The 24,071-nt window shown below is 68.2% G+C and carries 25 protein-coding genes; 10 read left to right on the top strand and 15 right to left on the bottom strand.

Annotated features, from left to right (window positions below; all coding sequences use genetic code 11):
* Positions 1 to 78: 78 nt before the first annotated feature.
* On the top strand, positions 79 to 330 hold the full coding sequence (locus tag ACQ4LY_RS01590) for a hypothetical protein (RefSeq protein ID WP_431074247.1): 252 nt from the start codon (positions 79 to 81) through the stop codon (positions 328 to 330).
* A 9-nt stretch (positions 331 to 339) separates the two neighbouring features.
* Here ACQ4LY_RS01590 and ACQ4LY_RS01585 read toward each other — a convergent pair whose 3' ends face one another.
* The gene (locus ACQ4LY_RS01585) at positions 340 to 1,029 is read right to left on the bottom strand and encodes a GntR family transcriptional regulator (protein ID WP_431074246.1); all 690 of its coding nucleotides are present in this window, start codon (positions 1,027 to 1,029) and stop codon (positions 340 to 342) included.
* 280 nt (positions 1,030 to 1,309) lie between these two features.
* On the opposite strand from ACQ4LY_RS01585, the gene ACQ4LY_RS01580 reads away from it, so the two are divergent.
* Positions 1,310 to 2,899, top strand: coding sequence for an Ig-like domain-containing protein (locus ACQ4LY_RS01580; RefSeq protein ID WP_431074245.1), 1,590 nt, complete (start codon positions 1,310 to 1,312; stop codon positions 2,897 to 2,899).
* A 69-nt stretch (positions 2,900 to 2,968) separates the two neighbouring features.
* Here ACQ4LY_RS01580 and ACQ4LY_RS01575 read toward each other — a convergent pair whose 3' ends face one another.
* Positions 2,969 to 3,508, bottom strand: a complete 540-nt coding sequence (locus ACQ4LY_RS01575; RefSeq protein WP_431074244.1) for a small multidrug efflux protein — start codon at positions 3,506 to 3,508, stop codon at positions 2,969 to 2,971.
* 154 nt (positions 3,509 to 3,662) lie between these two features.
* Between ACQ4LY_RS01575 and ACQ4LY_RS01570 the strand changes: the two genes are divergently transcribed.
* Both ACQ4LY_RS01570 and ACQ4LY_RS01565 read left to right on the top strand, forming a co-directional pair.
* Positions 3,663 to 4,886, top strand: coding sequence for a sensor histidine kinase (locus ACQ4LY_RS01570; protein ID WP_431074243.1), 1,224 nt, complete (start codon positions 3,663 to 3,665; stop codon positions 4,884 to 4,886).
* The gene (locus ACQ4LY_RS01565) at positions 4,883 to 5,485 is read left to right on the top strand and encodes a response regulator transcription factor (RefSeq protein ID WP_056309526.1); all 603 of its coding nucleotides are present in this window, start codon (positions 4,883 to 4,885) and stop codon (positions 5,483 to 5,485) included. Before ACQ4LY_RS01570 ends, ACQ4LY_RS01565 begins: the two co-directional genes overlap by 4 nt.
* 17 nt (positions 5,486 to 5,502) lie before the next feature.
* On the opposite strand, the gene ACQ4LY_RS01560 is transcribed toward ACQ4LY_RS01565, so the two are convergent.
* Together ACQ4LY_RS01560 and ACQ4LY_RS01555 are read right to left on the bottom strand one after the other, a co-directional pair.
* On the bottom strand, positions 5,503 to 6,198 hold the full coding sequence (locus tag ACQ4LY_RS01560; protein ID WP_431074242.1) for a cation diffusion facilitator family transporter: 696 nt from the start codon (positions 6,196 to 6,198) through the stop codon (positions 5,503 to 5,505).
* Complete coding sequence (locus ACQ4LY_RS01555) at positions 6,198 to 6,530, bottom strand: ArsR/SmtB family transcription factor (protein WP_431074241.1); 333 nt, start codon at positions 6,528 to 6,530, stop codon at positions 6,198 to 6,200. The genes ACQ4LY_RS01560 and ACQ4LY_RS01555 overlap by 1 nt, the downstream gene beginning before the upstream one ends.
* A gap of 123 nt (positions 6,531 to 6,653) precedes the next feature.
* Between ACQ4LY_RS01555 and ACQ4LY_RS01550 the strand changes: the two genes are divergently transcribed.
* Positions 6,654 to 7,136 carry a GNAT family N-acetyltransferase gene (locus ACQ4LY_RS01550; protein WP_431074240.1) on the top strand — a complete coding sequence of 161 codons (483 nt, stop codon included), beginning with the start codon at positions 6,654 to 6,656 and terminating at the stop codon, positions 7,134 to 7,136.
* A gap of 6 nt (positions 7,137 to 7,142) precedes the next feature.
* On the opposite strand, the gene treZ is transcribed toward ACQ4LY_RS01550, so the two are convergent.
* The 4 genes from treZ to ACQ4LY_RS01530 are packed head-to-tail and all read right to left on the bottom strand — an operon-like array spanning position 7,143 to position 13,733.
* Positions 7,143 to 8,900 carry a malto-oligosyltrehalose trehalohydrolase gene (gene treZ, locus ACQ4LY_RS01545; protein ID WP_431074239.1) on the bottom strand — a complete coding sequence of 586 codons (1,758 nt, stop codon included), beginning with the start codon at positions 8,898 to 8,900 and terminating at the stop codon, positions 7,143 to 7,145.
* Entirely contained in the window at positions 8,897 to 11,245 is a 2,349-nt protein-coding gene (treY, locus tag ACQ4LY_RS01540; protein WP_431074238.1) for a malto-oligosyltrehalose synthase, read from the bottom strand. Before treY ends, treZ begins: the two co-directional genes overlap by 4 nt.
* Complete coding sequence (gene glgX / locus ACQ4LY_RS01535) at positions 11,242 to 13,452, bottom strand: glycogen debranching protein GlgX (RefSeq protein WP_431074237.1); 2,211 nt, start codon at positions 13,450 to 13,452, stop codon at positions 11,242 to 11,244. Before glgX ends, treY begins: the two co-directional genes overlap by 4 nt.
* Positions 13,449 to 13,733, bottom strand: a complete 285-nt coding sequence (locus ACQ4LY_RS01530; RefSeq protein WP_431074236.1) for a hypothetical protein — start codon at positions 13,731 to 13,733, stop codon at positions 13,449 to 13,451. Before ACQ4LY_RS01530 ends, glgX begins: the two co-directional genes overlap by 4 nt.
* Before the next feature lie 127 nt (positions 13,734 to 13,860).
* Between ACQ4LY_RS01530 and ACQ4LY_RS01525 the strand changes: the two genes are divergently transcribed.
* Positions 13,861 to 14,367 carry a methylated-DNA--[protein]-cysteine S-methyltransferase gene (locus tag ACQ4LY_RS01525; protein WP_431074235.1) on the top strand — a complete coding sequence of 169 codons (507 nt, stop codon included), beginning with the start codon at positions 13,861 to 13,863 and terminating at the stop codon, positions 14,365 to 14,367.
* A gap of 87 nt (positions 14,368 to 14,454) precedes the next feature.
* Positions 14,455 to 15,858 (top strand): threonine synthase, encoded by a 1,404-nt coding sequence (thrC, locus tag ACQ4LY_RS01520; RefSeq protein ID WP_431074234.1) that lies wholly within the window; start codon positions 14,455 to 14,457, stop codon positions 15,856 to 15,858.
* Between the two features lie 158 nt (positions 15,859 to 16,016).
* On the opposite strand, the gene ACQ4LY_RS01515 is transcribed toward thrC, so the two are convergent.
* From ACQ4LY_RS01515 to ACQ4LY_RS01500, 4 genes are all read right to left on the bottom strand, one after another.
* The gene (locus ACQ4LY_RS01515; RefSeq protein ID WP_431074233.1) at positions 16,017 to 16,445 is read right to left on the bottom strand and encodes a VOC family protein; all 429 of its coding nucleotides are present in this window, start codon (positions 16,443 to 16,445) and stop codon (positions 16,017 to 16,019) included.
* A gap of 81 nt (positions 16,446 to 16,526) precedes the next feature.
* Complete coding sequence (locus ACQ4LY_RS01510; RefSeq protein ID WP_431074232.1) at positions 16,527 to 16,793, bottom strand: glutaredoxin family protein; 267 nt, start codon at positions 16,791 to 16,793, stop codon at positions 16,527 to 16,529.
* A 63-nt stretch (positions 16,794 to 16,856) separates the two neighbouring features.
* A complete protein-coding gene (locus tag ACQ4LY_RS01505) occupies positions 16,857 to 17,255 on the bottom strand; it encodes a hypothetical protein (protein ID WP_431074231.1) in 399 nt (132 codons plus the stop codon).
* 38 nt (positions 17,256 to 17,293) lie between these two features.
* Positions 17,294 to 18,304 (bottom strand): FUSC family protein, encoded by a 1,011-nt coding sequence (locus ACQ4LY_RS01500; protein WP_431074230.1) that lies wholly within the window; start codon positions 18,302 to 18,304, stop codon positions 17,294 to 17,296.
* A gap of 140 nt (positions 18,305 to 18,444) precedes the next feature.
* Here ACQ4LY_RS01500 and ACQ4LY_RS01495 point away from each other — a divergent pair, with 140 nt between their 5' ends.
* Both ACQ4LY_RS01495 and ACQ4LY_RS01490 read left to right on the top strand, forming a co-directional pair.
* Complete coding sequence (locus ACQ4LY_RS01495; RefSeq protein WP_431074229.1) at positions 18,445 to 19,788, top strand: M20/M25/M40 family metallo-hydrolase; 1,344 nt, start codon at positions 18,445 to 18,447, stop codon at positions 19,786 to 19,788.
* A gap of 58 nt (positions 19,789 to 19,846) precedes the next feature.
* Positions 19,847 to 21,301, top strand: coding sequence for an MFS transporter (locus tag ACQ4LY_RS01490; RefSeq protein ID WP_431074228.1), 1,455 nt, complete (start codon positions 19,847 to 19,849; stop codon positions 21,299 to 21,301).
* Positions 21,302 to 21,303: 2 nt separating this feature from the next.
* Here ACQ4LY_RS01490 and ACQ4LY_RS01485 read toward each other — a convergent pair whose 3' ends face one another.
* The 3 genes from ACQ4LY_RS01485 to ACQ4LY_RS01475 all read right to left on the bottom strand — a co-directional run bounded on the left by ACQ4LY_RS01485 (position 21,304) and on the right by ACQ4LY_RS01475 (position 22,935).
* Positions 21,304 to 21,582, bottom strand: coding sequence for a hypothetical protein (locus tag ACQ4LY_RS01485; protein WP_431075734.1), 279 nt, complete (start codon positions 21,580 to 21,582; stop codon positions 21,304 to 21,306).
* A 147-nt stretch (positions 21,583 to 21,729) separates the two neighbouring features.
* Positions 21,730 to 22,134, bottom strand: coding sequence for a VOC family protein (locus ACQ4LY_RS01480; RefSeq protein WP_431074227.1), 405 nt, complete (start codon positions 22,132 to 22,134; stop codon positions 21,730 to 21,732).
* Positions 22,135 to 22,167: 33 nt separating this feature from the next.
* Entirely contained in the window at positions 22,168 to 22,935 is a 768-nt protein-coding gene (locus tag ACQ4LY_RS01475; RefSeq protein ID WP_431074226.1) for a siderophore-interacting protein, read from the bottom strand.
* Between the two features lie 103 nt (positions 22,936 to 23,038).
* Between ACQ4LY_RS01475 and ACQ4LY_RS01470 the strand changes: the two genes are divergently transcribed.
* A complete protein-coding gene (locus tag ACQ4LY_RS01470; protein WP_431074225.1) occupies positions 23,039 to 24,031 on the top strand; it encodes a siderophore ABC transporter substrate-binding protein in 993 nt (330 codons plus the stop codon).
* Positions 24,032 to 24,071: the final 40 nt, after the last annotated feature.

Here is a 24,071-nt window from a genome sequence, read left to right as displayed (position 1 = left end):
CGCTTCCCCGTTCCGGAGATCGACACAGGTGAGTGGGCCCGTCCGGGCCCACTCACCGCTTCGTTCCCAAGGATGCTCATGAGTCAGTCCGCGCGCGCGACTCCGCGCTTCGACATCACTGTCCACACGGATCGGGGATGGTGGATCATCGACATTCCCGACCACGGGCTGCGGGTGCGCGCAAGCGTGCTCGCCGATGTCGTTCCGGTCAGTCTCCGTGCGCTGGAGTCAGCGCTCGGCCATCCGCCGCCGTCGTCCGCGCTCGAGATCCACATCGTCCGATTCTCGGGTGGGGCACTTCTCAGACGTCGGTGGCGAAGCAGCCGGTGAGGGGGCTCGCTACTTGGTCGTCCAGGTCGCCGGCGCCCACTGGGTGTCGTAAGGGAGCGGTAGACGGTGCATCTCTTCGAACGCCAGCTCGGCGGCGATCGGGTCGTGATCGGCGAGCGCGGCGTCGAACCGCTGCCAGCAGTCGGCGAGGAGATCCCAGTTCGGTTCGCGGGTGTCGATCGTCAGCTGGACCTGGAAGACCAGTCGCGTGACCGTCTCCTGGGCTACGCCCTTGAGCACGGCATTGGGGCACAGGTCGATGATCGCGCTGTAGACCTCGAGCGCCGCGTCCACGTGCGCCCGTCTGTTTCGCGAGGCCACCGCATCGCGTGCCACACGGGTCGCCGCGGTGAGTGCGGGGTGCGCGGACGCGTCGAGCGCAGGCACGGTGACCCTGACCACGCCGCCGAGCACGACGCCGAGAGTCTGGATGTTCGCTTCGACGACCTCGGGGTGGGCATCGACGACCTTGGTGTGGGCCTGCGGCACGATCTCGACGAGTCCGTCTCGCTGCAGGTTCATCAGCGCATCGCGGATGGGGGTGCGGGAGATGCCCAGCCACTCCTGCAGCGCGACGTCGTCGAGGTGCTCTCCCGGCTGGAAGGAACCGTCCATGATCGCCCGTCGAATGGCGTCGTACGCCTCGTCTTTCAACAGTCGACGCTTGAGTTCGGGCTTCGACGATGTGGGAATCGGCATTGGTGGACCTCCGCATGCGGGTGTGTGCACCGCGTGCTCATCGGGTGCACGTGGCTCTGACCGGGCTTCGCTGCCGGATCGAGGATGAACGAATCCAATCTAGTGTATTAATCCTGTGCATATCAGGAGTCCCTGTTCTCCTCGTCTCTGCGAGTCGCACAAGCTGCTGTGCTGGCATATCGGTGCTGTATTCCGGTAACGGCGTAATCAGATCGCGATCGTCTGGTCTCTTAGATGAGTCGCGACTGGGAGCGGCTCGAATATCGGACTGGGGAAGACGATGACCGGAGAGAGCACTGACGTGCGCGCGCACACAAGGACGATCGGCCGACAGAGGGCGATCGACGGGGCGAAGAAGGGGATGCGAGGCCGAGCGGTCCTCGCGATCATCATGGGGATGATCATGGGCGCGGTCGGAATGCTGGGGGCTGCTCTGCCTGCCGCAGCTGCGCCGACCGTCACCTATCCGGGCGCGATCAGCGGTGTCGTCCTCGAGGATCCGAACGGGGGGCCGCTGGTGCAGCACGAGGTCGTGCGGATCTCGGGAACGTGGGCGGTTCCGGCGGGAGCACGCGCAGGGGAGACGTTCGGGATGACCCTCCCCGCGGAGTTCAGCCGGCAGTCCGCTGGCGAGTTCACCATCGCAGACCCTGAGGCCGGGCTGATCATGGCGAACTGCGTGGTGTCCACCGGCCAGGGGCCGGAGATGGTGTGCACTCTGACCGATGCGGTCGAGGGACTCGACGAGGTCGGTGGTTCATTCTGGATGGAGGCGCGCGCTTCGCAGTCGACGACCAGCGAGACCGTCGAGTTCGACCTGGGCGACACGATCGAGATCACCGACCTCCCGGGGGAGGGCGGAGTGGTGGCTGAGAATCCTGCGGAAGAGGGAGAGCCCTATAAGTACGGCAACGCGACCGCGACTGACGGACGGCTTAGGTGGGTGGTCGGTATTCCGAGCGGCTATGTCGCTGACGGCTCCTTCACGATCGCGGACACCCTCGAGGCTGGCCTCACGGGACACCGCTACACCGGTGAGGTGCGGATGATGCAGCGAGCGGTCGTGAACGGCGACCTCGTCGGAGACTGGATCACGGTCGACCCGTCGAGATACCAGATCGTGTTCGCCGACGATGGCCAGTCCTTCGAACTCGCCGCCTCGGGGCTGCCGGCCGGAGACTTCGCCTATGAGCTGACGTACTACACGCAGGCGGATGGTCCCGTGGTGAAGGGAGAGGTCTTCGGCAATCGCGCCGTCGTCGACACGTTCGAGACGTCCGCGACCCACACGGTCACCGAATCCGGCGGCGGCGACGGCACCGGAGTGACGTACGCGAGCTTCTCGATCTCGAAGGCGCTGACAGGGCCCCAGGCAGCTGCCGCACGGGCCGCGACGTACACCGTGCGGTACTCGGTCAAGGGCTCCACCGCTCCGGCCAAGACGATGGTCGTGCCCGTCGGTCAGTCGGTCATCAGCGATCGTGCTCCCCTCGGATCGACTTTCGTCGTCGAAGAGATCGATCTCCCGGTCGTGGAGGGAGTGACCTGGGGCACGTGGACGATCTCCGGTGAGGGAGTCGTCGATGCGGGCAATGGCACCTACGAGGTCACGCCCGGAACAGCGGCAGGGGTGGTTCTCACCCTCACCAATGTCGCGAACCCGGTTCCGGTGGTCGAGCCGACCCCGACCCCGACTTCCACGCAGCCGCCATCCCCGAACCCGACGCCGGCCACAGCTCCCGGCGAGCTGGCGCTGACGGGTGGCGCCGACGGGTCGGGCTTCCTCGCCCTCGCGGTCGCATTGATCGTCGGCGGTGGGCTCGCGACCGCCGTCTCGGTGAAGCGGCGAGTGAGCGCGGGTCGTCGCTGAGCGTGGTACGTGCGTAGACAACGGGTGGTCGCCGATCGGCGACCACCCGTTGTTCGTGCGACCGCCCGATCAGCGGATCGCGTAGACGGCGCTGCCGACGATCACGGCGACGATCGTGGTCCACCCGATGATGGCGACGGCCTGCCAGATCAGGATGCGGACCTTGCCCACGCCGGCGGCGGCGAGCATCGTGGCAGTGAACTGGGTCGGCAGCAGCAGCGGACCCAGGAGGCTCACTCCGGGAACTCCGTAGCGCTCGAACGCCCGCTGGAACTTCTCCTTGCGTGCTCCTCCGCGCTCGGAGTCCGCGGGGATCGCCTCGGCCGCGCCGCCGGTCGTTCCGGCCAACACGGCCTCACGGCTGCGATTGCGGTTCACGATCGCCGTGCGGGCACCCGAGCTCGCGATCACGAGCACGGCGACGCAGAGGAAGTTGCCCACCATCGCCGCGATCGCTGCGACGACGGGGTGGATGCCGCCGATGATGCCGATAGAGACGGCACCCTCGCCCTCGATGAAGGGGATGGCACCCGCGAGGGCGACGATGAGCGGCTGGACGAGTTCGGGAACCTGGGCGACGAAGCCCTGGAAGGTCTCGATGAGGTTCATTGGATTGCTCCTATGGTCTGAGCGCCGGTGTCTCCGCCGCGATGTATCCAGTCCATCGCTCCTCCGCTCTCGGCGGCAGTGTCGGGGCGTCACTCGTTTCCGGGTGGTTCGCCCACGGCATCCGTGACATGTGTCACGCCCGTATCGTGGGGGCATGCAGAGCACATCCCCGCTGGTCGAGCCACCCGGCGACCCGTCGCTCGGAGCCCGCCAGCTGGCTCGTGGCATCACTGCGACCTGGTGGTACACGTTCTCGGCCGTCGTGTTCCTCGAGCTCTTCCTGGTGCTGGTGTGGACACTCGAGGCGTTCGCCTCGCCAGGTGACGCGGCCGCGCCGGTGATCGTCGGCGCCGGCGGCATCGTCTGGTGGCTGTCGACCGCGATCCTGCTGTGGGCGTATCGCCACCGCGTCGACGCTGACCCCGGCATCCCGTGGACGCGCATCGCTCTTCCGCTGCTGATCGCGGCTGGCTACGGCGCGCTGGCAGGCTTCGTGACCGACAGCTGGCTGCTCGCAGTCATGCCGATCGCGCAGTCGGTCGCGCTGCTCAACTGGCCGAAGGGCGTGCGGCTGCGGATCGTGGTCCTGACGACCGTGCTGCTCTTCTGCCTGGCGTTCATCGACGGTGCCCGCGGTGCCATGGAGCCCGGTGCGCCGGGGTGGTTGCCGGCGCTGTACGCGATCCTGATCCCGGCGATGTCGGTGAGCTCGCTGTGGTGGTGGGACGTCCTGGTCACGCTCGACCGGGCGCGCGCTTCCGAGTCGAGGCTCGCCGCGACGCAGGAGCGCCTTCGCGTCGCCACCGACGTGCACGATCTGCAGGGACACCATCTGCAGGTGATCGCACTGCAGCTCGAACTCGCCGAGCGACTCATGGGTCTCGATCCTGATGCTGCCCTCGAGCAGCTGCAGGCCGCCAGGGTGAGTGTCGACGAGGCGCGACAGGGCACGCGCGATCTCGCGACCCGCTTCCGCTCGGTGCCGCTGGGCGACGAGGTGGCGAACGCGCGCGACCTCCTCAGCGCCGCGGGCCTCGCGGTGGAGGCGGAGATCGCGCCGGATGCCGACGATGCACCGGCATCCGCTCTCGGGCCTGTGATCCGCGAGACGACCACCAACGTCCTGCGGCACGGTGCCGGACGCCACGCGCGGCTCACGCTGAAGAGGGTGCCGGAGGGGTGGTGCTACGAAGTCGTGAACGACGTGGATGCCGATGCCGCGCGGGAGCCGGTCGGCTCGGGCCTCGACGGGGTCAGGCGGCGCATCGCCGAGGCAGGAGGCACGCTGGAGATCCATGACGAGGGTGGGGACTTCTCCGTCGTGGTCACGGTGCCCGCGGGCGAGGGCGCGTCCGTAGAGCGAGGAGGGTCGCGATGATCCGGGTGCTTCTGGCCGACGACGAGGGGATGATCCGTTCGGCGCTCGCGGCACTGCTGCGGTTGGAGGGCGACATCGAGGTCGTCGCCGAGTGCGAAGACGGAGAGCAGGCGCTCGCCGAGGCTCTGAGGTTGACGCCGGACGTGTGCCTGCTCGACCTCGAGATGCCGGGACTCGACGGCGTCGAAGTGGCCGAGAGGCTGAACAGGGCGATCGCCACGCGGTGCGTCGTCGTCACCCGGCATGCTCGGCCGGGCGTGCTGCGCCGGGCGCTCGCCTCCGGCGTCTCGGGGTTCCTGCCGAAGTCCCGCGGGGCCGATCAGGTCGCCGACGTGATCCGCAGGGTCGCGGCCGGTGCTCGATACGTCGATCCGGAGATCGCAGCGGATGCGCTGAGCGACGAACGATCCCCGCTCACCGACCGCGAGCTCGATGTGCTGCGCGCAGGTCGCCGTGGCCAGACGACCGGTCAGATCGCGAAGGCTCTGTCGCTCGCCCCTGGGACGGTGCGCAATCACATCTCGGCCGTGCTCGCGAAGCTGTCGGTCGGAACCCGGCAGCAGGCCGTGCTGCTCGCCGAGGAGCGCGGCTGGATCTGAACCCGGAGGCTCGCTCGTCAGCGGTGATGGTCGTGGTCGTGGTCGTGGTCGTGGTCATGTCCGTGGTCATGTCCGTCGTCGAGGATCATGCCCACCGAGGTGGCGCACGCGTCGCCCTTCCAGGCCTCCACGCCTTCGCGCACGGCGAAGATCGCGATGACGAGTCCTGCGACGGCATCCGCCCACCACCAGCCCCACAGGCTGTTGAGCGCGAGACCGATCAGCACGGCGGCTGACAGATAGGTGCAGATCAGCGTCTGCTTCGAATCGGCGACCGCTGTGGCCGAGCCGACCTCATGCCCTGCACGTCGCTCCGCGAGGGAGACGAGAGGCATGATGACGACGCTCACGGCGGTGAGGACGAGGCCGACCGTGCTGTGTGCGGGGCGCTCGCCGCCGATCAGCGAGAGCGCGGAGGATACGACCACGTAGATCGCGAGGGCGAAGAAGGCGACCGCGATCACCCGCAGCGTCGGTTTCTCCCACCGTTCGGGGTCGCGGCGGGTGAACTGCCAGGCGACGGCCGCAGCCGACAGCACCTCGATGCTCGAGTCGAGGCCAAAGCCGATGAGTGCGGAGGATGACGCGAGGGACCCGGCCGTGATCGCGATGATCGCCTCGATCACGTTGTAGACGATCGTGAACGCCACGATGAGTCGGATGCGACGGTGCAGCGTCGCGCGACGGGCGGGGGCTGGGGCGACAGTGGTCATCAGCAGGAGCATCCTTCGCCGTCGCAGCAGTCGGGCTCGACGATCAGCACGACCTGCAGCAGGGCGTCGAGTGCCGGGACGAGGTGCGGATCCGCGAGCTGATATCGGCTGCGACGGCCGTCCTGGACGCTCTCGACGAGACCGCACCCGCGCAGACACGCGAGGTGGTTCGACAGCAGCTGTCGACTCACGCCGAGCTGCTCGGCGAGGTCGGAGGGATACGCGGGGTCTTCGCGGAGCGCGAGCAGGATCGACGCGCGCGTCGAGTCGGACAGGGCGTGTCCCAGCCGGGCGACGGCGGCGGTGTGGGTGGGGGAGGCCGTGAGAGTCACACCACAACAGTACAGAAAACCCTGAACTCAGCGAAACCTGAACTCGAAGTTGGCAACATCGCCGAAACTCCGGATCGATAGCGTGGCTCTGCGAACGGACGCGGGAGCGAAGGAGAACGACTGATGACGAGTGTGACGATCGAGCGCGTGGCCTGGACCCACCCGGATGCCGAGCGGCTGCGCGCCGCGCAGCGGGTCGAGCTCGACGCCCGATACGGCAGCGACGATCACGAGCCCGGCGTCATCCCTTCGGCCGACGACGTACCTGTCTTCCTGCTCGCGCGCGACCCGCACGGAGAGGCGATCGTGTGCGGTGGCCTGCGCCCGCTCGATGACCATGTGCTCGGCGAAGGCGTCGCGGAGATCAAGCGGATGTACGCCGCTCCGCAGGCGCGCGGAACGGGAGCCGCCACCGCGCTGCTCACCGCTCTCGAGCGGGCGGCCGGCGAGCTCGGCATCCGACGCCTGGTGCTCGAGACCGGCACGGCGCAGCCCGATGCGGTGCGCTTCTACGAGCGCGAGGGGTACACGCCGATCCCGCTCTACGGCCACTACGTGGAGAGCGACCTCTCGCTGTGCTTCGCGAAGGCGCTCGCCGCGGGGTGACGTCGATCAGTAGGGCGGGCCGACGATCACCGCCGACTCCGGCAGCACGAAGATCGTGCGGGCCATGATCCGGCCGGGCGCCGTCTCCAGCAGCACTCGGGCATCCGGTTCCAGGTCGAACTCGACGTCGTCCGCCGTCAGGTTGACGAGCACTGAGAGGTGTCCGCGGTCGATGCGGTACGCACGGGCATCCGGAGACGCATCTCGATGCGAGACGGTGACGGTCGTCTGCGCCATGTCGGGATCGGTGAGCTCGGCGCGCTCGTGCCGCAGGGAGATCAGGCGGCGGTAGAGGTCGAGCAGCTCGGCGTGCGGCTCGTCGCCGAGCTCGTTCCAGTCGAGGTGCGAGCGCTCGAACGTCGCCGGATCCTGCGGATCGGGCACCAGCGTCGGGTCCCAGCCCATGCGCGCGAACTCGGAGATGCGCCCCTCGGCGGTGGCCCGGGCGAGTTCGGGTTCCTTGTGCGAGGTGAAGAACTGCCAGGGCGTCGATGCGGCCCACTCCTCACCCATGAACAGCATGGGCGTGCCCGGGGCGGTCAGCGTGAGCACCGCAGCGACCGCGAGGCGGCCCGGCGACAGCGAAGCTGCGAGGCGGTCGCCGGCGGCCCGGTTGCCGATCTGGTCGTGGTCCTGCGCGAAGGTGACGAGGCGCCAGGCGGGGACGGTCGCGGGTAGGGGAGCACCGTGCGTGCGGCCGCGGAAAGAGGAGTAGGTGCCGTCGTGGAAGAAGCCGCCCTCCGACACCTTGGCCACGGCATCCGGCGCGGCGAAGTCCGCGTAGTAGCCGTCGGTCTCACCGGTGAGGGCGACATGGACCGCGTGATGCCAGTCGTCGGACCACTGCGCCGTGAGCCCGTATCCGCCGGCGTCGCGGGGCAGGATGAGCGTCGGGTCGTTCAGGTCGGACTCCGCGATGAGGCTGAGCGGGCGATCGAGCTCGGCGGAGAGCGTGTCGACCCGCTCGGCGAGCTCGTGCAGGAGGTGCGGAGTGCGGTCGTCGTGGAGCGCGTGCACCGCGTCGAGACGCAGCCCGTCGACATGGAAGTCGCGCAGCCACATCAGGGCGTTCTCGATGATGTACTCGCGCACCGCCGGCTCGTCGAGGTTCACCGATTCGCCCCAGGAAGTGTGCTCGCCGTCGCGCAGGTACGGCCCGAACTCGGGCAGGTAGTTGCCGCTCGGACCCAGGTGGTTGTAGACCACATCCTGGATCACCGCGAGGCCGCGGGCGTGCGCCGCATCCACGAGCCGCTGGTATCCGGCGGGGCCGCCGTAGGCCTCGTGCACGGCATACCAGAGCACTCCGTCGTAGCCCCAGTTCCACATGCCGCTGAACGCGTTGACCGGGAGCAGCTCGATGTGCGTGATCCCGAGCCCGACGAGGTGATCGAGGCGCCCGATCAGCGCGTCGAGAGTCCCCTCCGGCGTGAAGGTGCCCACGTGCAGTTCGTAGATCACTCCGCCTTCGAGCGGCCGACCCGTCCAGCTCGTGTCGGTCCACTCGAACCGCGCGGCGTCGAACAGAGCGGACGGACCATGCACACCGCGAGGCTGTCTTCGAGACCGGGGATCGGGCCGAAGGTCATCGCTCCCGTCGAGCAGGAAGCCGTAGCGCTCACCTTCGGACATCGGGACGTCGCTGCTCCACCATCCCGGTTTCGCCGAGGTCGGCGTCATGTCGTGTTCCGAGATCAGCACGCATGCGGGGGTCAGGCGCCGCAGCCGCACGGTGTTCGCCCGTGGTGCCCAGACCGAGATCATCGCTCCTCCACCAGGAGCGCGACCGGATAGGTGTCGAGCAGCTCCGCCAGCGGAACAGGACCTCCGGCGATGCGTCGACCCGTCAGCACATCGACGGCGGCGAGGTCGGGCCGCATCAGCACGGTGTCTCCCCATCCTCCCCGGCGCGCCAGACCGACCGGCAGCCGAGTGGCCACCGTGAGCACCCCGCCGCGATCGAAGGCGATCGCGTGGTCGGCGGCCTGTCCTGCGACCGCGCCGGGTCGGTATCCGCGGAAGAGGTCGGGGTGGTCACGGCGCAGGCGCAGAGTCCTCGAGGTGATGAGCATCTTCGCGAGTCCGGAGTCGTCGATCGGAGGGAGGATGCCGCGGGAGGCGTCCTCGTCGAGGAGCCGCAGCAGCGCGGACCGCTCGGCGAAGTCGACCGGACGACGGTTGTCGGGGTCGACGAGCGAGTGGTCCCACAGCTCGGTGCCCTGATATACGTCGGGAACACCGGGCGCCGCGAGCTGAAGCAGCTTCGCGGACAGCGAGTTGACACGGCCGGGGGCGACGATCTCGTTCACGAACCGCTCGACGATGTGTCGTGCTGAGCCGTTGGCGGCCTCGGCGATCGCCGTGACGCCCCTCTCGAACTCGGCGTCCGGATGCTGCCATCCGGTGCCCTCGGCGGCCTCGCGAGCGGCCTTCAGGCCATAGGCGGTCAGGCGCTCGGTCGAGACGGGCCACGCTCCCACGACTGCCTGCCACAGGAGCGCATCGAGGGGGCCGTGTCCGGTCGACGCGACGGCGCGAAGTTCCGTCAGCGTTTCGGACCAGCGCTCAGGGACCTCGGCGAGCACCGACAGTCGGGCACGGACATCTTCGGAGCCCTTCGTGTCGTGCGTCGACAGTGTGGTCATCGAGTGCGGCCATGAGGCGAGCCTGGACCGCTGGGCATCGTGGAACGACTCGACCGAGAGAGACCCGATCGACGGGTCGCCACCGACCTCGGTCAGCGTGCCCAGCCGGGTGAAACGGTAGAACGCGGTGTCCTCCACGCCCTTCGCCATCACCGCTCCGGTGACCTGCGGGAACCGCTCCGCCACCTCGAGCGTCGTGTCGAAGAGCAGCGGCGCGAGCTCGGCGATCGACTCGGCGAGATCGGGCCGTCGGCGGGTGGCGTCGTCGATCGCGTGCTGCAGGTGCTCGCGTCCCGCCGGCAGATACGCCCGGTAGACGGGGAAGCTCGCGACGATCTCGGTCAGAGCATCCTCCGCTCCGACGATGCCGAACGGCAGCGCGCGCACCAGTCGGCGGATCTCGGACTGCAGGATCTCGTCGGCGACCTTGCGCTTCGTGGTGAGGATCAGATCATGCCACGGCTGTGCCACCGGCAGACCGGTCTCGGCGCGCAACCGGGCGTCGAGGGCGTCGAGTTCATCGACGCCCGACTGGTCGATCAGCACCCGATCGATCTCGACCAGAGCGTCGTAGCCTGTCGTGCCCTCGGTGCGCCACCAGGCGGGCAGTTCCTCGCCGGGCTCCAGGATCTTCTCGACCAGGGTGTAGGCGGCGCCGGTCGCGTCGGCGAGACGTTCCAGATAGTCGCCGGGGTGCGCCAGCCCGTCCGGGTGGTCCACCCGCAGTCCGTCGGCGAGTCCGTCGGTGATCCACCGCGCGATCTCCCGGTGCGATTCGTCGAACACGTCCGGAAGCTCGACGCGGATGCCCGCGAGCTCCGAGACGGCGAAGAAGCGGCGATAGTCGAGGTCGGTGTTCTGGTCCTCCCAGAACCGCAGCTCGTAGTGCTGGGCCTCGAGCAGAGCAGGAAGATCCTCTGCCAGAGCGCCGGTGCCGGGAGCCAGCGGCAGCACATGATCGAAGTAGCTCAGGGTTCCGTCGGGAGCATCGTCCGCGGGGGTCGTGTCGATGACGAGCTCCCCTGCGGCGAGGACCTCGGTGGGCGAGGACCCCAGGATCGGGAGTCGCACCCGACCCTCTGACACCCTCTTGTCGACGTCGAAGGCCACCGCGTGCCTCGATGCGCGACCGAGCCGCAGCATGTCCCACCACCACGGGTTGGCGCGGGGGAGCGCCACCCCGACATGGTTCGGGACGATGTCGACGAGGATGCCGAGGTCCGCAGCTCGTGCGGCGGCGGCGAAGCGCTCCAGTCCCTCGGGGCCGCCGCGGGCGTCGTCGATCCGGGAGTGGTCGACGACGTCGTATCCGTGGTCGGACCCGGGCACGGCCGCGAGCAGTGGCGACAGGTACGCCCAGGAGACGCCGAGCTCGGCCAGGTAGCGAGTGACCGCCGCGGCGTCGTCGAGCGTGAAGCCCGCCCTGATCTGCAGTCGATACGTCGAGAGAGGGCGTCGGGTCATCGAGGCAGCTCCGGGCTCGGTGCGGGCGAGGGCGTCTCGGCGCGCTCCGTCTGGATGCGCAGCGATGCCTCGACGGAGTCGTCCGTCGGCACCTCGGTCTGGTCGACCTCGCGCAGCACCAGCAGGGAATGAGCCTCGAGCGTCACGGGAGCTCCCGCGTCGAGCGGCGTGCCGCCCGCCCGGTCTGAGGCGGTGTCGATCGCGACCTCCCAAGCGCGTCCGTGCCGGTCGTCCGGAAGCATGGCGTCGATCGCCTCCGCCCCGCTGTGGAAGTAGATCAGGAAGTTCTGATCCGCGACCGGTCGGCCACGGCGGTCCTTCTCGCGGATGCCCTGACCGTTGAGGAACATGCCGATCGCGAGGCCGAAGCCCGAGTCCCAGTCCTCCGGTTGCATCCGGCGGCCGTCGGGGCGGAGCCAGACCACGTCGGGCACACGCTCGCCGTCTTCGGAGCGCACCGGACGACCGTCGAAGAAGCGGCTGCGCCGGAAGGTCGGATGCGCGCGGCGGAGTCTGGCGACGGCGGCGGTGAACTCGACGAGGGGGCGATCCGCAGCATCCCAGTCGACCCAGGTCAGCGCGTTGTCCTGGGCGTAGCCGTTGTTGTTGCCGTCCTGAGTGCGGCCGAGTTCGTCGCCGTGCGCGATCATCGGCACGCCCTGAGACAGCAGCAGTGTCGCCAGGAAGTTGCGCTGCTGCCTGGCGCGGATGCGGTTCACGGCCTCGTCGTCGGTCGGCCCCTCCACCCCGTTGTTCTCCGAGCGGTTGTGGGATTCGCCGTCGTTGTTGTCCTCCCCGTTCGCGTCGTTGTGCTTCTCGTTGTACGAGACGAGGTCGCGCAGCGTGAAGCCGTCATGCGCCGTGACGAAGTTGATGGATGCCACCGGGCGCCTGCCGGAGTGCTCGTAGAGGTCGGCGGAGCCCGTCAGGCGCGAGGCGAACTCGCCGAGAGCCTGGGGCTCTCCTCTCCAGAAGTCGCGCACGGTATCGCGGTACTTGCCGTTCCACTCGGTCCACTGCGGCGGGAAGTTGCCCACCTGGTATCCGCCGGGGCCGACATCCCACGGCTCGGCGATGAGCTTCACCTGCGAGACGATCGGATCCTGCTGCACGAGCTCGAAGAACGCCGCGAGACGATCGACGTCGTAGAACTCGCGCGCGAGAGTCGACGCGAGGTCGAAGCGGAAGCCGTCGACGTGCATCTCGGTGACCCAGTAGCGCAGCGAGTCCATGATCAGCTGCAGCGCGTGCGGGTTGCCGGCGTTGAGACTGTTCCCGGTGCCGGTGTAGTCGGTGTAGTACCGACGGTCCTCTTCGAGGCGGTAGTACGCCTCGTTGTCGATGCCTCGCATCGACAGCATCGGGCCCATGTGATTGCCCTCGGCGGTGTGGTTGTAGACCACGTCGAGGATGACCTCGATGCCCGCGGCGTGCAGAGCGCGCACCATCGCCTTGAACTCCTGCACCTGCTGACCGTGCTGCCCGCTGGACGAATAGTCGTTGTGGGGCGCGAAGAACGCCAGGGTGTTGTAGCCCCAGTAGTTCGTCAGGCCCTTCTCCAGCAGGGTGGAGTCGTACACGAACTGGTGCACCGGCATCAGCTCGATGGCGGTGACCCCCAGATGCACGAGGTGATCGATGACCGACGGGTGCGCGATCGCCGCGTAGGTGCCGCGCAGCTCTTCGGGAACGTCGGGGTGCAGTTCGGTGAGGCCCTTGACGTGCGCCTCGTAGATGACGGTCTGCGCGTACGGCGTCTTGGGAAGGCGGTCGCCGGCCCACTCGAAGAACGGGTTGATGACGACGCCCTTGACCATCGTGGAAGCCGAGTCATCGTCATTGCGCGAGTCCGGGTCGCCGAAGTCGTAACCGAAGAGGGGCTGCCCCCAGTCGATGCGCCCAGCCACTGACTTCGCGTACGGGTCGAGGAGGAGCTTGTTCGGGTTGAACCGCTGACCCTGCGTGGGCTCGTAGGGGCCGTGCACGCGGTAGCCGTATAGCTGGCCGGGCTGCACCGAAGGCAGATAGCCGTGCCACACGAACGCGTCGACCTCTTCGAGGAGCACACGCTCCTCGACGCCGTCATCGTCGAAGAGGCACAGCTCGACCTTCTCCGCTCCCTCGCTGAACAGCGCGAAGTTGGTGCCCTGTCCGTCGAAGGTCGCCCCGAGGGGGTACGGCGAACCGGGCCAGACGTCGTGGCTCACAGAGCGCGCCGAGTCGCGACGGCGCGGTGCAGGACGGTCTTCACGGCGTCATGGAAGTCATGCACCTGCGCGACCTCATCGGCCTGGTGATAGGGGTGTCCGACGTAGCAGACGAACACCGGATGCACGTGTTCGACGTAGCCGACGGGCCCTTCGTGGAGCACGACGTAGCGGTCGAGGTCGACGCGTTCGTACAGGGGCTCGACAGGCGTGGGCGCTTTCGCGGGAGCCTGGCCTTGTACGGGCTGGTGGTCATGCGCGGTATGGGTCTTCGCAGTCATGAGGGCTCCTGATTCTGTTGATGGGCTCCACGCTAAGAGGTGAGAACCGGAAGCGGAATACCATTGCCTCCACACCTCAAAGGCGCTAGGTCCAGGCCGCTGCCCCGAGTCGCGGTAGCCTCTCGCCATGCCCTCGTTCGGAACCCTGCTCTCTCCCATCGGCGAGATCGGCATCGTCAGCGACGGGACGGCTATCCGGAAGGTCACCTGGCGCTCGGATCCGCCGGCGGAGCCGGATGCCGAGACGGATGCCGAGCCGGACCCGCTGCTCGCAGAAGCGCTCGCGCAGCTGACCGCGTACTTCGCTGGCGCGCTGCGGGAGTTCGACCTGCCCGTCGATCTCGGTCGGCAGACCGACACCACCCGTGCGGTCCTGACAGCGCTCTATGAGACGGTGGGTCATGGAGAGACGCTGACCTACGGCGGACTCGCTCGGCGCAGCGGCACCGATGTGCCCGCGAGAGGGATCGGCGCGATCATGGGTGCCAATCCGGTGCCGATCATCGTGCCCTGCCATCGCGTCGTCGCGGGCGACGGGCTGGGAGGATACTCCGGCGGTGCCCCGGGACAGGGGCTGGCGACCAAGCGCTGGCTGCTCGAGCACGAGGGTGCGCTGCCCGCATCCCTGTTCTGATCGCGGAGTCTCGGGAGTTCGCGCAATCACCTCCCGACCACCTGCGACAATGGAAGTCCCGTGCCGATTCCGATCCGAGGAGCACCCGTGCAGTACATCTCCACCCGAGGCGGCATGCAGCCGCTGCCGTACTGCGAGACTCTGCTCGAAGGGCTCGCTCCCGACGGCGGCCTGGCCGTTCCCGAGACCATGCCGACGGTCGACGGCGAGACGCTCGAGCGTTGGCGCGCACTGACGTACCCGCAGCTGGCTACGGAGGTGCTGGCGCTCTTCGCCACTGACATCCCTCGTGTCGATCTCGCACGCATGACGGCCGCCGCATACGAGCCGTTCCCCGAAGAGGTCGTTCCGCTGCGCTCGATCGGCGACGACCTCACGCTCGTGGGGCTGTCCGAGGGGCCGACGCTGGCGTTCAAGGACATGGCCATGCAGTTCCTCGGCCAGGTCGTCGAGTACGCGCTGGAGCGCAAGGGCTCGGTGCTGAACATCCTCGGCGCGACGTCCGGTGACACCGGTTCCGCTGCCGAGCACGCGCTGCGCGGCAAAGACCGCATCTCGGTCTTCATGCTCTCCCCGAAGGGGCGCATGAGCGCGTTCCAGCGGGCGCAGATGTTCTCGCTCGATGACGAGAACATCCACAACATCGTGGTCGACGGCGTCTTCGACGACTGCCAGAACCTCGTCAAGCAGCTCGCGGGCGACCTCGACTTCAAGCGCGCCCAGCACCTCGGCGCTGTCAACTCGATCAACCTCGCCCGCATCACCGCCCAGGTCGTGTACTACTTCTGGGCATGGCTGCGTGCGACGGATGCCGGCGGCTGGACCGAGGTGTCGTTCACGGTGCCATCTGGCAACTTCGGCAACATCCTCTCGGGTTTCTTCGCGAAGCAGATGGGTCTTCCGATCCGTCGCCTGGTGCTCGCAGCGAATGAGAACAACGTCCTCGACGAGTTCTTCCGCACCGGCGTCTACCGTCCGCGCAGCGCAGCCCAGACCCTCGCCACGTCGAGCCCGTCCATGGACATCTCGAAGGCCTCGAACCTCGAGCGCTTCATCTTCGAGCTCGTCGGCCGCGATGCCGCTCGCGTCGTGAGCGCGTGGCAGAAACTCGACACGCAGGGGTACTTCGACTTCACCGCAGACCTCGAGCGTTTCGTCGAGGAGTTCGGCATCGTCAGCGGAACCTCCACCCACGACGACCGGCTCGCGACCATCAAGGCGGTGTACGACGCGTCGGGCGACATCATCGATCCGCACACGGCGGACGGCGTCAAGGTCGCCCGCGAGTACCTCGAGCCCGGCGTTCCGATGCTCGTGCTCGAGACCGCGAAGCCGCAGAAGTTCGCCGAGACGATCCGTGAGGCGATCGGCGTCGAGCTCGAGTACTCGTCCGAGCTGCGCACGATGCTCGATGCCGCGCAGCGCACGACCGAGATGGCCGATGACGAGCACGAGCTCCGCGCCTTCATCGAGGCCAAGGCGCTGCGCTGATCCGACAGCCGAATCGCGCTGATCCGAGATCCGACCTGCGCTGATCCGAGATCCGACCAGCGACCGCCGAGACCCCTCCCGCCGCTCACGGCAGGAGGGGTCTCGCAGTCACCGGGTCGGATTCCGGTCGGCAGCGGGTCGGACGACGCCGAGCAGGGTCATTCCGGGTCGCCGTGCAGCATCCACGGCACGCCGAAGCGGTCGACGAGCATGCCGAACGTGCCACCCCACGGAGGGGTGTCGAGCGGCATCGTGATGGCCGCACCGTCGGCCAGTGCATCCCAGACGACCTGAGTGCGCTCCTGCGAGTTGCCGCTGAGCGAGACCGAGAAGCCCTGCGGCGGCTCGAACGGGATTCCGTCGGGCGTGTCCGACGCCATGAGCACGAGCCCGTCGTCGGTCGTGAGCTGCGCGTGCATCACGAGATCCTTCTGATCCGGGTTCTGGACCATGTCAGGGAACTCGCCGAAGACGTTGATGTCGAGCTCACCGCCGAGCACGCTCTGATAGAACTCCATCGCCTGCCGCGCCTCGGTGCGGAACGAGAGATACGGGTTGAGATTCGCCATGGTGCTGCCCCCAGTCATGTGATGCGGAGTCGACGACGACCCCGCTGCACGCTCATTCTTCGCCGGGGGTCGGACATCCGCAAGAGCGTGCGCGGCGGCTCAGGACGGGAGTGCCTTCACTGCCGCCGTGAGCACCTGTGGCACGGTCGGCACGCCTTCGGCGCGGAACACCTCGGCGCCCGACGAGTCGCGGATGATGACGGGCGGCGTGAAGCGGATGCCGAGCGCTTCGGCGGCATCGGGCTCGCGCGCGACGTCGATCTCGGTGATCGTGGCATCCGGCAGGAACCGTGCGGCATCGGTCAGAACCGAGCGGGTGCGCGAGCAGGCTCCGCAGAACGCGGATGTGACGAGCGTCAGTTCCATCGGGCTCCCTCTCGGTCCTCCCTGTGCAACCGGCGGAATGCGCTGGGTGTTCCCGGTGCCCGGTCAGAACTCGGTGCGCTTCACCAACCCGCGATTCGTGCGGATGTGCTCGTAGTCCCACTGGATCAGGCGTGATTCGGCGAGCCAGCCGGCGAGGGCTGTGGTGTCGACCTCAGCGGCGTCGAGATACCTCGCTTCGGCCGCCTGGAACGTCCCTGACGCGGTGAGCCCGCCGCCCGTGAACGACTGGCCGCTCCAGAACATCAGACGCACGGCATCCTTCAGTCGGTGGTAGCCGACGATCGGATTGCCGTCGAGGAACCAGACCGGGTGCGCGTGCCACACCTTGCCCGCAGCTTCGGGGAGCCCCTGTTCGATCTCGGTGACGAGCAGGTCGCAGATCTCGCGGTCCTCCGGAGCGAGGTTGCGATGATACTCGTCGATCTCAGGTGCGCGGCTCATGGTGCGAGTATGCCCCGCGCGCCGATCGGCGTCGAGAGTCAGCCCGTCTTGGCGGCGGCACGAGGATGGAGCAGTCCGGATGCGGCGCCGAGGGCCGCCCCGACGACGGTGTCCACGATGCGCTCGAAGGCGACGTCCATCGATCCGATGTCCCCGGTTGCCGCGCCGGTCAGCAGAAGCACCAGCGGAGTGATGAAGACGAGCGCCAGGGCGTAGTGACGCACCACGACGAGCTCGATCGTGAACTGCAGTGCGCCCAGCAGAAGCGCCAGCCACAGGCCGGACGGATGCAGCAGTGCGAGCAGCGCGTACACTCCGGCGCCGACGACGGTGCCGAGCATCCGGTGCAGTCCGCGCTGCACGGCGGCACGACGCGCGGCGGCGACACCGATCACGGCGACGGCGGAACCGACGATCCAATACGTTCGCGTCGGGTCGATCACCAGGCCCAGCAGCACTCCGATCACGGCGACGATGGCGACCCGCACGAGGAGCAGGCGCGAATCGGGCGTGAAGGCAGGGCCGGGCAGCAGCTCGCGCAGCGGTCGCGCGGCGATCGTGCGAGAGCGGGGGAGAAGCAGCGGAGCCATCGCGACCAGATATGAGAACAGGCACCCCGCTGCGAGCGCTGCGATGTAGACGAGCGGTGCGATCGGCGAACTGGCGATGACGTGGGCGGAGAGGCCGAAGACCAGCACGAAGAACAGGGGCCCTGGAGGACCGAGCCGGAATCCGAACGCCAGAGCCGCGCTGACGATCGCCACCACGACGACGCCGATGCTCACGAGCACGGCGCTCGCCGAGAGGGCGACGCCGAGGGCTGCGCTGAGGATCAGGCCCGCGGCGACGAACGGGAGGATCCTCGCCCGGTCGATCACGGGCGCGGTGCCGGCGAACAGGACGGTGAAGGCTCCGGATGCGGCGATGTAGCCGAGCGACGGTTCGCCGAGGAGGGTCATGGCGGCGATCGGGACGGCGATTCCCAGAGCCGCCTGCGTCGCCAGGTGCCAGCGCGGGCCGCGCTTGGGGGCCAGGGCGAACAGACTCATCCCTCGATTGTCTCGCGTCCCGTGCGCTTCGCGTGACACCGAGGAGTCGTTCCAGTCGCAGTTCGTACCGCCGGGCCACGCATCAGACGGCACGAACTGCGCCCGGAGAACCGACGGAGACAGGGGAGCCCGACGATACGATGGCCGACGTGACCGAACCTCGCCCCGGAATCGCCGAGCGCCTCGCGCAGATGATCCAGTTGCCGACAGTCTCGGCCGAGCTCGAGGAGCGTGGATCCGAGCCGTTCGAGAACTTCGTCACGCTGATCGCCGAGCTCTACCCACTCGTCCACGAGAAGTTGACGCTCGAGCGGCACACCGAGTTCGGACTGCTCTTCCACTGGGCGGGCATCGGCGCTGTCGCCGAGGAGCCGGTCGTGCTCATGGCGCACTACGACGTGGTCCCGGTCGATGAGAGCGACGCCTGGACGCATCCGCCGTTCGCCGGTGTCATCGCCGACGGCATCGTCTACGGACGCGGAGCCCTCGACGACAAGGGTCCGCTGATCGTCGTGCTCGAAGCGGTCGAGAACCTGCTCGCTGACGGTTTCGCCCCCGCCCGCGACGTCTACCTCTCGTTCGGCGGCAACGAGGAGACCTACGGCCGCGCGGCAGAAGAGATCGCACGTGTGCTCCGCGAGCGCGGCATCGTCCCGTGGCTGGTCGTCGACGAAGGAGGCGCGGTCGTCGACGCTCCACTGCCGTTCGTGCCCGGACGCGCGGCCATGATCGGCGTGGGGGAGAAGGGCGTCATGACGCTCACTCTGTCGGCGCGCGGCGAGGGGGGTCATGCCTCGGCGCCCCCGGCGCTCACCGCCGTGCGTCGAGTGGCGCGGGCCGTCGACCGACTCGGGCCCAAAACGTTCCGACCCCGGCCCTCGAAGGCCATCGGGCGGATGCTGACACAGCTCGGCGCCCAGACGCCGGGGCCGGCTCGGCATCTTCTCCGTCTGCTCGGATCCGCACCGTTCCTCACAGGCCAGCTCTTCGCGGCGCTCGGCGGTGAGCCGGCCGCCCTCGTGCGCACGACGGTGGCGCCCACGATGCAGTCGGGCGGAACGGCGGCGAACGTCCTGCCCTCCCACGCCTCGGCGACCGTGAACCTGCGGATCGCTCTGGGCGAGACGACGCAGCAGGCCGTGCTCCGGGTGCGTCGGCGCATCCGCGATCCGCTGGTCGTGGTGAAGGTCGAGGAGGCGAGCGAGCCGTCGCCCGAGTCCGCGACCGACAACGCCCAGTTCGCGCTGCTGGCCGACGCGCTCTCGGTGTCGCACCCGGGCGTTCCGGCGGTGCCGTACGTGATGATGGCGGCGACGGATTCGCGCCACTTCCACCGCTTCGCCCCCGCCGTCTATCGCTTCGCCCCGCTCGACATGTCGAACGCGCAGCGGGCGTCGATCCACGGCGTCGACGAGAACGTCGAGATCGCCGCCCTCGAACGAGGGGAGCGGTTCCACCGGGCCCTCCTCGAGCGACTAGGGTGATCTCACCCCTTCGCGGGCGTCTCGGCGTCCGACTCAACCCCTTCACCGAGGAGTCGCGATGACGCGCAGTCGGACTCTGGGAACCCTCGCCACCGTCGTCGGCTTCCTGGCCTTCGTCGAGTTCACCAGCGGCGTGCTGCAGGGCTACTACACGCCCATGCTGACCGACATCGCGCGGCACCTCGGCATCCACGACGCCGATGTCAACTGGCTCGAGGGCACACAGCTCATGCTCTCGGCGCTCGTCGTGCCGGCATTCGCGAAGCTCGGCGACATGGTCGGCCACAAGCGGATGCTGTTGATCTCGACCGCGCTGACCGCCGCGGCGGCGCTCATCCTGCCCTTCACCTACTCCTTCCCCGTCTTCCTCATCGGCTGGACGCTGATGGGCTTCTACGTCGTGTGGCTGCCGCTCGAGATCGCCCTGATCTGGTCGCGCTCGCGCCGCATGGAGGGGCGCTCGTCGATCACAGCGAAGGCCGCGGGGCTCCTTGTCGCGGCACTCGAGGGTGGCGCGATCATCGGTGCCCTCGTCGGCGGCGCACTCATCGACGTGCTGCCGCTGACCGTCGTGCTCCTCATCCCCGCCGTCCTCATCGTCGTGTGCTTCTTCGTGATCCTGTTCGGGGTGAAGGAGTCTCCCGATCCGACCGGCGGCGTGTTCGACACGGTCGGTGTGGTCCTGATCTCGATGGCGCTGATCTGCTTCACCGGTGGGCTCAGCCTGCTCCGCCTCGAGGGTGGACTGGTGAACCCGTGGTCGTGGGCCGTCGTCGCGCTCGGCCTCCTGCTCGTGATCCCGTTCGTGCTCTGGGAGCTCCGCTGCGACGACCCGCTCATCGACGTGCGCATGTTCCGTTCGCCGGCGCTCGGCCCGGTGTTCCTCACCGCCGGTCTGTTCGGTGTGAGCGTCCTGGGCGCCCAGGCGCCGCTGTCGACCTTCGCCCGCACCGACCCCGGCGTATACGGCTACGGGCTCGGAACCACCGGCTTCGCCACTTCGTTGATCATCGGCCTGTATCTGATTGCGATGATCGCCGGCGCCCTGCTGTTCCCGGTGATCGCCCGACTCCTCACCCCGCGCGTCACGCTGATGGGAGCATCACTGCTGGTCGGCGTCGGATTCCTGCTGTTCCTCCCCTTCCACGACTCGTACGTGCAGGTCGTGACGAACATGGTCGTCGTCGGTCTCGGATCCGGCGCGCTCGTCGCTGCGCTTCCGGCCGCCGCGGCGTCAGCGGCTCCGGCCACGCAGACGGGGGTCGCGACGGGACTGACGAACTCGGTCAAGACCGTGGGCGGGGCGATCGCCTCGTGCATCTTCGGCATCGCGCTGCTGAACGGCGTGAGCGGCGCGGTCGAGGGCACCGCCGGTTCCTTCGCCGGCTACATCACGGTCTGGGTGGTCTGCGGTGTGACGGCGCTCGTCGCGGCCGCGATCCTCGTGTTCGTCCCCAAAGAGGCGTTCACCGACCGGACGGATGCCGAGGCGGTCGCCGCCCCCGTGGTCTGACGTCAGTCGCGGTCGAGGCCGAAGGAGCGCTTGACCACGGCCTGCATGTCGCGGTCGAGCCCGTCGATGCGGGTGTTCACGGTGTCGAAGCGGGCGTTCATCTCATTGCGGAGTCCGCCGATCTGAGCGTTCATCTCGCCGCGGAGTCCGCCGATCTCTCCACGGAGTCCGCCGATCTCGGCCCGGACGACGCGGATGAAGAGTGTCGACACGACCGTCATCATGCTGAGCATGAGCGCAGTGAACGAGCCGATCATCGTCCAGATCTGAGCGTCGTTCATGAGGTGCACCGTGTCATCCTCGCATCGTTCCAGACGACGCACCGAGATCCACGTCGCTGTATACCGTCATCCCGAATACAGGGGAGAACGTGAGTTGCAGCCGAGAAGTGCAGGACAGGCGCAAGAGCTCGGCGGCCCGCCCTGGCGTCACCCTGCCGCGCGGGGCGGATTGTGCATGAACTCGATCCGGATGCCGTCGTCGTCCTCCACGAAGGAGGCGTAGTAGCGATCCGAGTATCTGGGATACTCCTTCGGTTCGCGGACGGCCGTCCAGCCGGCGTCGAGGGCCACCGCGTGGAGGTGATCGACCTCCTCTCGAGACGATGCGGCGAACGCGATGTGCTGCCAGCCGACTCGGCCGTGCCGATGCGGGCCGGATTCCTCATCCCACGTGTAGAGGATGATCTCGGTCTCGTCGCCCTTGTTCCATGAGATCGAGTGGTCGTCCTCGCCCCCGCTCTCGTACCCGAGTGCGGTCAGCACGGGATGGAACTGCGCCCTGCCCCGTTCGAGGTCGTCGACGGTGATGCCCAGATGATCCAGAAGAGCCATGTGCGCAGTATTCCAGGCGGCGCCGGAGTCGCCCTAATGCGGCGCGTGGTACTCGGCTTCGCCGCGCTTCCAGTAGCCCTTCACCACGGCGCGCGCCGTGTCGATGCCCCACCGTTCCAGCAGCGCGCGCCCGGGTCTGACGATCGACTGTTCGGCCGCGATGAACACGAACGGGTCGTCGCCGATCGAATCCTCTGCCGTCAGCCCGTCGAGGAACGCGATGAGTGCCGAGCCCGAGGCGGCATCACCCCGATGCATCCACTCGACGTCGACAGGCGCTCCGATGTCGATCTCGCGCCCGGTCGAGACCGTCTCGATCACGATCCGTGCGCTGACATCCGCGGGAAGGAGCGCCGCGAACCGCCGGATCGCGGGGATCGCGGTCTCGTCGCCGACCAGAAGCCAGGAGCCGGGCGTGCCCGTCAGCACCATCGATCCGCGGGGTCCGCCGACGCCGATCGATGAGCCGAGGGGAGCGGTGGCTGCCCAGGGTGCAGCGATGCCGGCGTCACCGTGCACCGCGAACTCGACGTCGAGCCAGTCCGCACCCCAGGCGAGGGGCGTGTACTCGCGACTCGGCGACGCCCGTATCTCCTCGACCGAGCTCACAGGGCCGGTGGGGAAGAACAGGCGCATGTGGTCGTCGGATCCGGGCGAGTCGAATCCTTCGAGATCGCCGCCGGTCAGGCGTACACGGACGAAGTCGGGGGCGAGCCACTCCCTGGCACTGAGAGCCACTGTGCGGAACCGCAGGTCGAGGCTGCGACGCTCGATCGAGAAGCCGGATTTCGTATCGCTCATAAAGTAAGGCTAACCTATCTTTCAGGTTGAAGTTAGGCATGCCTAAGTCGATCGTCCTGCGCCATTCGTGCGCGTTTCCACACCGCAGAACAGGAGTCTCTCCATGTCGATGCCCAGAATCCTCACCGCCACGAGCATCGGTCTCGTCGGCCTCCTCGCCCTCTCGGGGTGCGCTTCCGGCGGCGAATCCGAACCGGAGAAGACCGAGGCGGCAGCATCCTCGGTCACGATCGAGGACAACACGGGCACGCATGAGATCGCGACCCCGCCGGCGTCGGTGGTCGCACTCGACAACCGCACCTTCCAGACGCTGTCAGACTGGGGAATCGAGCTCTCGGCCGGCGCGGTCGCGCTCATGCCCGACACAGTGTCGTACCTCGAAGACGACGCGATCGTCGACATCGGCCTGCACAGCGAACCCGACCTCGAGGCGATCGTCGCCGTCGAGCCGGATCTGATCATCAGCGGTCAGCGCTTCACGCAGCACAACGAGGCGATCGCCGAGCTCGTTCCCGACGCCACGATCGTCGACCTGGAACCGCGCGAGGGCGAGTCCTTCGATGCGGAGCTCAAGCGGCAGGTCACGGTGCTCGGCGAGATCTTCGGCAAGAAGGACGAGGCACAGGCACTGGTCGACGACTTCGACGCCGCGGTCGAGCGCGCCAAGGCCGCCTATGACGACTCCGACACCGTCATGGCCGTGAACACGTCGGGCGGTGAGATCGGATACCTCGCACCGACCGTGGGGCGCTCGCTCGGGCCGATCTACGACATCCTCGGACTGACCCCGGCGCTCGAGGTGGACGACGCCTCCGACGACCACCAGGGCGACGACATCTCGGTCGAGGCGATCGCCGCCTCGAACCCCGACTGGCTCCTGGTGCTCGACCGTGATGCCGTGTTCGCCGCAGAGACCCCCGACTACGTACAGGCATCCGAGATCCTGGAGGGCTCCGAGGCGCTCGCCTCCGTCACCGCCGTCGCAGACGAGCAGATCGTGTACATGCCCACCGACACCTACCTGAACGAGGGCATCCAGACGTACACGACGTTCCTCAACGACCTCGCGGACGCGCTCGAGGCGGCGCAGAAGTAGCAGCGGCATGGCGGCATCCGCTCCACGGCGGATGCCGCCG

Origin of the sequence: Microbacterium phyllosphaerae (assembly GCF_050628115.1) — a bacterium.
Classification (GTDB): Bacteria; Actinomycetota; Actinomycetes; order Actinomycetales; family Microbacteriaceae; genus Microbacterium; species Microbacterium phyllosphaerae_A.
This window is presented reverse-complemented; position numbering and strand designations above follow the sequence as displayed.

Excerpts from the sequence above, each read along its gene's own strand:
- ACQ4LY_RS01490 (WP_431074228.1), top strand. The coding sequence starts at position 19,847 with ATGACGCGCAGTCGGACTCTGGGAACCCTCGCCACCGTCGTCGGCTTC.
- ACQ4LY_RS01505 (WP_431074231.1), bottom strand. The coding sequence starts at position 17,255 with ATGAGCCGCGCACCTGAGATCGACGAGTATCATCGCAACCTCGCTCCG.
- treZ (WP_431074239.1), bottom strand. The coding sequence starts at position 8,900 with ATGATCTCGGTCTGGGCACCACGGGCGAACACCGTGCGGCTGCGGCGC.
- ACQ4LY_RS01485 (WP_431075734.1), bottom strand. The coding sequence starts at position 21,582 with ATGAACGACGCTCAGATCTGGACGATGATCGGCTCGTTCACTGCGCTC.
- ACQ4LY_RS01565 (WP_056309526.1), top strand. The coding sequence starts at position 4,883 with ATGATCCGGGTGCTTCTGGCCGACGACGAGGGGATGATCCGTTCGGCG.
- ACQ4LY_RS01480 (WP_431074227.1), bottom strand. The coding sequence starts at position 22,134 with ATGGCTCTTCTGGATCATCTGGGCATCACCGTCGACGACCTCGAACGG.
- ACQ4LY_RS01495 (WP_431074229.1), top strand. The coding sequence starts at position 18,445 with ATGGCCGACGTGACCGAACCTCGCCCCGGAATCGCCGAGCGCCTCGCG.
- ACQ4LY_RS01525 (WP_431074235.1), top strand. The coding sequence starts at position 13,861 with ATGCCCTCGTTCGGAACCCTGCTCTCTCCCATCGGCGAGATCGGCATC.
- ACQ4LY_RS01500 (WP_431074230.1), bottom strand. The coding sequence starts at position 18,304 with ATGAGTCTGTTCGCCCTGGCCCCCAAGCGCGGCCCGCGCTGGCACCTG.
- ACQ4LY_RS01530 (WP_431074236.1), bottom strand. The coding sequence starts at position 13,733 with ATGACTGCGAAGACCCATACCGCGCATGACCACCAGCCCGTACAAGGC.
- ACQ4LY_RS01560 (WP_431074242.1), bottom strand. The coding sequence starts at position 6,198 with ATGACCACTGTCGCCCCAGCCCCCGCCCGTCGCGCGACGCTGCACCGT.
- treY (WP_431074238.1), bottom strand. The coding sequence starts at position 11,245 with ATGACCCGACGCCCTCTCTCGACGTATCGACTGCAGATCAGGGCGGGC.
- ACQ4LY_RS01575 (WP_431074244.1), bottom strand. The coding sequence starts at position 3,508 with ATGAACCTCATCGAGACCTTCCAGGGCTTCGTCGCCCAGGTTCCCGAA.
- ACQ4LY_RS01470 (WP_431074225.1), top strand. The coding sequence starts at position 23,039 with ATGTCGATGCCCAGAATCCTCACCGCCACGAGCATCGGTCTCGTCGGC.
- ACQ4LY_RS01590 (WP_431074247.1), top strand. The coding sequence starts at position 79 with ATGAGTCAGTCCGCGCGCGCGACTCCGCGCTTCGACATCACTGTCCAC.
- ACQ4LY_RS01580 (WP_431074245.1), top strand. The coding sequence starts at position 1,310 with ATGACCGGAGAGAGCACTGACGTGCGCGCGCACACAAGGACGATCGGC.
- ACQ4LY_RS01510 (WP_431074232.1), bottom strand. The coding sequence starts at position 16,793 with ATGGAACTGACGCTCGTCACATCCGCGTTCTGCGGAGCCTGCTCGCGC.
- ACQ4LY_RS01515 (WP_431074233.1), bottom strand. The coding sequence starts at position 16,445 with ATGACTGGGGGCAGCACCATGGCGAATCTCAACCCGTATCTCTCGTTC.
- ACQ4LY_RS01550 (WP_431074240.1), top strand. The coding sequence starts at position 6,654 with ATGACGAGTGTGACGATCGAGCGCGTGGCCTGGACCCACCCGGATGCC.
- ACQ4LY_RS01475 (WP_431074226.1), bottom strand. The coding sequence starts at position 22,935 with ATGAGCGATACGAAATCCGGCTTCTCGATCGAGCGTCGCAGCCTCGAC.
- ACQ4LY_RS01570 (WP_431074243.1), top strand. The coding sequence starts at position 3,663 with ATGCAGAGCACATCCCCGCTGGTCGAGCCACCCGGCGACCCGTCGCTC.
- ACQ4LY_RS01585 (WP_431074246.1), bottom strand. The coding sequence starts at position 1,029 with ATGCCGATTCCCACATCGTCGAAGCCCGAACTCAAGCGTCGACTGTTG.